General features: G+C 38.1%; 4 protein-coding genes. All 4 read left to right on the plus strand.

The window, feature by feature from the left end:
• The first annotated feature begins 7 nt into the window (after positions 1-7).
• Positions 8-2,254, plus strand: a complete 2,247-nt coding sequence (locus BFG57_RS03545; protein ID WP_069716089.1) for a penicillin-binding protein — start codon at positions 8-10, stop codon at positions 2,252-2,254.
• 261 nt (positions 2,255-2,515) lie between these two features.
• Positions 2,516-4,435 (plus strand): stage V sporulation protein D, encoded by a 1,920-nt coding sequence (locus BFG57_RS03550; RefSeq protein WP_069716090.1) that lies wholly within the window; start codon positions 2,516-2,518, stop codon positions 4,433-4,435.
• A gap of 306 nt (positions 4,436-4,741) precedes the next feature.
• On the plus strand, positions 4,742-6,208 hold the full coding sequence (locus BFG57_RS03555) for a UDP-N-acetylmuramoyl-L-alanyl-D-glutamate--2,6-diaminopimelate ligase (RefSeq protein ID WP_069716091.1): 1,467 nt from the start codon (positions 4,742-4,744) through the stop codon (positions 6,206-6,208).
• The coding region (locus BFG57_RS03560) for a Mur ligase family protein (RefSeq protein ID WP_139125048.1) at positions 6,205-6,775 on the plus strand (571 nt) is incomplete at its 3' end. The genes BFG57_RS03555 and BFG57_RS03560, both read left to right, overlap by 4 nt.

A 6,775-nucleotide genomic window follows, 5' to 3' on the forward strand; every position in this document is an offset into this window, starting at 1 on the left:
AATGTGTATGTCAAAACAAATTAAAAGTAAAAATATTAACAGAGGAGCATGGCTATTAACAATTTCATTTGTCCTGCTCTTTTTTGTTGTGCTCGGCAGATTTCTATATATTCAAATTGGAAAAGAAGTGCAAGGTCAAGATCTAGAGAAAATTGCGGAAGAAAAGTGGACGAAACAACAAGCATTACAAGGTAACCGAGGGAAAATATTAGATCGCAATGGAGTCGTTATAGCAGAAGATATTCCAAAGTATTCGATCTATGCAATTCTTAAAGAAGACTACTCGAAAAATTCTAAAGTGCCATTACATATAGTGGAACCACGTGCAGCGGCAGTTAAACTAGCTCCATTATTAGATATGGACGTTTCCGAATTAGAGCGGATACTTTCAAAAGAATCTCATAAGGATGGTATTTTTCAAGTCGAATTTGGCTCAAACGGACGTAATATTCCACTTGAATTGAAGGAAAAAATCGAAAGCTTAAATATCCCAGGCATCTATTTTACTTCGGAAATGAATCGTCATTATCCAAATGGTACATTCGCTTCTCATGTTATCGGTTACGCGCTTCCGAATGAGGAAGGTGATATCATGGGCGAGATGGGTATTGAACTTCAATATGATGAGTTAATGACAGGCTCTGATGGGAAAATGAAGTTTCAAAGTGATCGAAAAGGGTTTAAACTTCCTGACCCGAAAGAGTTTATCCAGCTACCACAAGATGGGAACGATGTGTACTTAACGATCGATCAGAAAATTCAAACCTTTCTAGAAGCGGCAGTATCTGAGGTAGAAGAACAATATAAACCAGAACAAATCATAGCGATCGTTGCCGATCCGAAGACAGGTGAGATACTTGGGATGAGCACAAGACCGAGCTTTGATCCAAATGTTCGTAATATCACAAACTATCGAAATGAAGCAGTCGCATATCGTTATGAACCAGGTTCTACTATGAAAGTATTTACTTTAGCAGCAGCAATAAATGAAGGGAAATTTCCTGCAAATGAATTTTATCAATCAGGTACTTTTCGTCTATCAGAACGATATAAACCTATTAAGGACCATAATGGTGGACAAGGTTGGGGGCAAATTACTTATTTAGAAGGTATTCAGCGGTCTTCAAACGTTGCTGTTGCAAAGATAGTAAATGAAAAACTTGGTACAGAGAAATTCTATGACTACCTTGTGCGCTTTGGGTTTGATCGAAAAACGGGTATCGACTTACCGAATGAAGTTGAAGGGAAGATTTTGTGGAACTATCCGATAGAAAAAATTACAACGTCTTTCGGTCAAGGTACAACGATAACACCAATCCAACAAATTCAAGCGATGACAGCAATTGCAAATGAAGGTAAGATGATGCGACCATATATTGTCAAAAAAATCGTTGACCCTACTACAAATGAGAACGTCAAGCAATCAAAGTCTGAAGTGGTTGGTGAGCCTGTTACAGCTGCCACTGCGAATGAAGTGAAGGGAATTTTAGAAACAGTTGTCACTTCTCCAAACGGTACAGGTAAACCTTATAAAATAGAAGATTATTCAGTAGCTGGGAAAACAGGTACGGCACAGATTCCTAATCCAGAAGGTGGTGGCTATTTATATGGACATGGAAATTACTTTTATTCGTTTTTAGGCCTAGCACCAGTTGATGATCCACGACTTATCATGTATGTGAGTGTAAAGCAGCCTGAGCTTGAACCATATGAGTATGCAACTGAACCGGTTTCACATATTTTTAATACGGTTATGGAAAATAGCCTTCATTATTTAAACATTACACCAACAGAAGAAGTGGAAGAACAAACATCAGGAAATGATCTGCAGGCATTGGGAATTGAAGTACCTGAGCTTGAGGGGGAATCTGTTAAACATGCAATAAGCATGTTAGAAGGTAATGGAATCCAACCTATTATACTCGGTGATGGCAAGAAGATAGAGCAACAACTACCTTTTGCAGGATCTCAAATGATCAAGTCAGAACGTGTGATCATTAGAACTGATGGTAATACGAAAATGCCTGACTTAACCGGATGGGCAATGAGAGATGTGCTGAAAGTGGCAGATCTATTACATTTGAAGCCTAATTTGATTGGTAGTGGTTATGTAACGAAACAAAACATACAATCTGGAGCAAAAGTGAGTAAGGGTGATTTCTTAGTCGTTGAATTCGAAAAGCCGAATACACCAATCGAAGAAGAACAAGAAATAGAGGAAGATCTTCCAGTTGATGTACCTGAAGGGGCGTAATAGCTTTATAAGATTTAATTTTAAGTCCTTGAAAACGAAACTGATTGATTGGTAAGTTTTCTAGTGTTTTCTTAATAATCTTGAACGTACAAGCATAGGATGAAGCGAGAGCCGATATGTTATCTTCAACAAGAGAGTGGTTTGCTTCAAAAGCACTGATGGTCGTTGTACATATTGCATACTCATGTATAAGTCATTGGTGAATGTTCTGACTCGAGGTTCTTAACGTTAGTTAGAATGGAAAAAAGGGGGCTTCGTCCTTTGCGAGTATCGAATGTAACTGTAAGAAAAAGATTGATCTCTATTCTTGTAATTGGTTTACTCGTTTTTTTTGTTGTAGATGTTAGGCTTGGTTACGTTCAATTAATTAAGGGGAAGTGGCTGAGCGAGAGGGCAGAAGATCTATGGAGTCGAAATATTGTTTTTGAACCAGAACGAGGCAGGATTCTCGATCGGAATGATGAGCCATTAGCGATAAATGTTAGTGCGCCAAGTGTCATTGTTGTTCCACGCCAAATTCAAGACCCTGCTCAAGTGGCGAAGAGCTTAGCGGAAATTTTGGGCATGGATGAGAAGAAGGCGTATGAGCATGTTACGAAAAGTGTTTCTAATGAGCGTATTCACCCAGAGGGACGGAAAATTTCAAATGAAAAGGCAAATGAAATTCGAGCATTAAATCTACCAGGCGTATATATTGCCGAAGATTCAAAGCGTTATTATCCTAATGGTGAATATTTATCTCATGTGTTAGGTTTTACAGGGATCGATAATCAAGGGTTAACAGGACTTGAATTGTTTTATGAAGAACGATTAAAAGGTGAAAAAGGGCATGTCTCGTTTACTTCTGATGGAAAAGGAAGACGCATGCCAGATGCAGCTGATCAATATATTCCGCCCACTGATGGACTTGATTTAAGATTAACTGTTGATACACGCGTTCAAACGATTGTAGAACGAGAATTAGATAATGCAGAAGCTATGTATAATCCTGACGGAATAATTGCAATAGCAATGAATCCAAAAAGTGGTGAGATTTTAGCAATGTCTAGCAGGCCTGATTTCCATCCGAATGAGTATCAAGACGTTCCATCCGAAATTTACAATCGTAATTTACCAATCTGGAGTACGTATGAACCTGGTTCAACTTTTAAAATCATCACATTAGCGGCAGCGCTAGAAGAGAAGGTTGTCAATTTAGAGGAAGACCATTTTCATGATCCAGGTTTTATTAAAGTGGCTGGAGCAACATTGAAATGTTGGAAACGCGGTGGACATGGTTCACAAACATACTTAGAAGTTGTTCAAAACTCCTGTAACCCTGGTTTCGTTGCATTAGGAGAAAAGTTAGGTAAAGATAAATTATTTAAGTATGTGAAAGATTTTGGTTTCGGACAAAAAACAGGTGTCGATATTCAAGGTGAAGGTAGAGGGATATTGTTTGAAATGGATCGAGTTGGACCGGTTGAGTTAGCGACGACAGCATTTGGTCAAGGGATATCTGTCACACCTATTCAACAAGTTGCTGCGGTTTCAGCAGCGGTTAATGGAGGGTATTTGTATCAACCGTACATAGCGAAAGAATGGGTCGATCCGATAACAGGAAAAGTAGTTGAAAGAAAAGAACCTGTTCTAAAAAGAAGAGTTATATCTGAGGAAACTTCAAAGGAAATTCGTCATGCATTAGAAAGTGTAGTCGCATTAGGAACAGGAAAAAATGCATTTGTAGAAGGATATCGTGTCGGTGGCAAAACAGGTACAGCTCAAAAGGTAGAAGATGGTCGTTATTTGAAAAATAATTTTATCGTATCATTTATCGGTGTTGCTCCAGCGGATGATCCACAATTGATTGTTTATATAGCGGTTGATAATCCAAAAGGAACTGTACAATTTGGTGGTACAGTTGCAGCACCTATTGTAGGACAAATAATGGAAGACTCTTTACGAGCGTTGAAGATTCCACCTCGAAACGGTCAAATAGAAAAAGAACGAGCATGGAATGACGCTGAATTAGTGGAAGTGCCGAATTTTGTAAGCTTGACAAGGGAAGAAGCACAAAGTTATTTGTTAAACCTAAAAGTACAAGGTAGTGGAAAAGGGGATATAATTATTGACCAAGCTCCTAAGGCTGGTGTGAAGCTTGAAGCAGGTTCTACGATTCGATTGTATTTTGGTGAAAAATAACTTACCGACAAAACAGCTTAGCTCTGATATAATAAGTATGGTTTAGCATATAAAAACGGCGGCTTTGTGAGAAACCATGCTGCCGCTTTTTTTCGTAAATTATTAATAATTTGTGACGGGTTTACTGGTTTTATATAATAGAATGGATAAATTATACATAAGTGTAGAGTTGTTTAGGTTGTGTCGACAAAGTTAATATTCTTACAATAAACCATGGATATCTTTTCAACTAAAATAGAAATGAAAGATGTCCACAAATGTATAAGGTTTCACTTAATGACCGATTGGTAGAAAGGATTGAGACGAATGGATTTACAGACCGTCTTGAAGGCACTTCAATTTTATCATGTACATATCGAAGGAAATCCAATGATTTCAGGTATTGAAATGGATTCAAGAAAAGTAAAGGATGGACACTTATTTGTTTGTCTTAAAGGATATACAGTTGATGGGCATGATTTCGCAGAACGAGCTGTTCAAGCAGGAGCAGTTGCGATTGTAGCAGAAAAAGAACTTGACGTTAAAGTTCCAACGATTATTGTAAGTGATAGTCATAGGGCGTTAGCGATACTCAGTAATTATTATTACGGTCAGCCAACGAAACATATGCGATTAATTGGTGTTACGGGCACAAATGGTAAAACGACAACGACACATATGATGGAGAAAATCTTCCAACACTATGAAGAAAAAACAGGATTAATCGGTACGATTCATATTAAGATCGGTGAGCAGACCTTTCCAGTAGCAAATACAACACCTGAATCTGTTGTATTACAACAAAGCTTTCATCAGATGAAAGAGAGTGGTGTGCAAACGGCAATAATGGAGGTGTCATCACATGCATTAGAAATGGGGCGTGTGCATGGATGTGACTTTGATATTGCGGTTTTTACAAATTTAACACAGGACCACCTAGATTATCATAAAACTGTAGATGAGTACCGAAATGCGAAAGGACTACTTTTTTCTCAGTTAGGAAATACGTACTCAATTGACAACCCAAAATTTGCAGTATTAAATGCAGATGATGAAGCATCAGCAAAATATGCACGTAATACTGCGGCACATGTATTAACGTATGGTATTGATAATGAGAGTGACATCACAGCAGTAGACATACACATGACAAGCAGCGGCACATCATTTGTATTAGTAACACCTATTGGTACGATTAAAGTGAACATGAAGTTTGTCGGACGCTTTAATGTATACAACGTGCTTGCTGCAGCAAGTGCAGCGATTGCAAGTCATATTCCTTTGAAAGTTATTAAAGAAGCGATCGAATTAATGTCAGGTGTACCAGGTCGTTTTGAACTTGTTGATGTTGGTCAACCTTTTTCAGTTATTGTTGATTATTCACACACACCTGATAGTTTAGAGAATGCATTACAAGCAATAAAAGATATTTCGAAGGGACGAATTTTCTGCGTTTGTGGTTGCGGAGGTGATCGTGATCGTACGAAACGACCTTTAATGGCACAAATTGCTGTGAATCATTCAAATTTAGCGATCTTCACTTCTGATAATCCTCGAAGTGAAGACCCTAAGCAAATTTTATTGGATATGGAACAAGGTGTTACTAGTAATAACTACAAAGTTATCGTAGATCGAAGAGAAGCTATCCAATATGCTATTTCCGAAGCAAGTGAAGGAGATGTTATATTGATCGCTGGTAAAGGTCATGAAACATATCAAATCATTGGTAAGGATACATTTGATTTTGATGATCGACTTGTGGCGAAAGAAGCGATAAGGGAGCGGTATGAATGAATGTTTCACTTAAGCAAATTAGCGATGTGTTAGAGCAGTTCCGGGGTGCTATTGATGAAGGGATTTGTATTCATGAAGTGTACATTGATAGTCGACAAACAGTGAATAAAGGTCTGTTTGTTCCTATAATTGGTGATCGTTTCGACGGTCACGAATTCTTAATGGATGCAATTGAACATGGTGCAATTGCAGCGATCTGGGATAAGCAAAAAGAGGTGCCTTCATTTGTTCCGAATGATTTTCCACTTTTTATGGTTGATAATACGATAGAAGGTTTACAAACTATTGCAAAGCAATATTTACAACTTATTCAACCGAACGTGATCGCCATTACAGGTAGCAACGGAAAGACAACAACGAAAGATTTTGTTGATAGTGTTATGAAGAAAAAGTACAAAACACATAAGACTGCGGGTAACTTTAATAATCACATTGGCTTACCGCTTACCGTATTATCTATGCCTGAAGATACAGAGGTGCTTATTTTGGAAATGGGCATGAGTGGCTTAGGAGAGATCTCACTCTTAAGTAACTTAGCTGAGCCAGATGTTGCAATTGCACCATGTT

The sequence above is a fragment of the Bacillus solimangrovi genome (assembly GCF_001742425.1).
In the GTDB taxonomy this organism is placed as follows: Bacteria; Bacillota; Bacilli; order Bacillales; family Bacillaceae_N; genus Bacillus_AV; species Bacillus_AV solimangrovi.

Bases quoted from the DNA above. Each gene is read 5' to 3' on its own strand.
- BFG57_RS03555 (WP_069716091.1), top strand. From the start codon at position 4,742: ATGGATTTACAGACCGTCTTGAAGGCACTTCAATTTTATCATGTACAT.
- BFG57_RS03545 (WP_069716089.1), top strand. From the start codon at position 8: ATGTCAAAACAAATTAAAAGTAAAAATATTAACAGAGGAGCATGGCTA.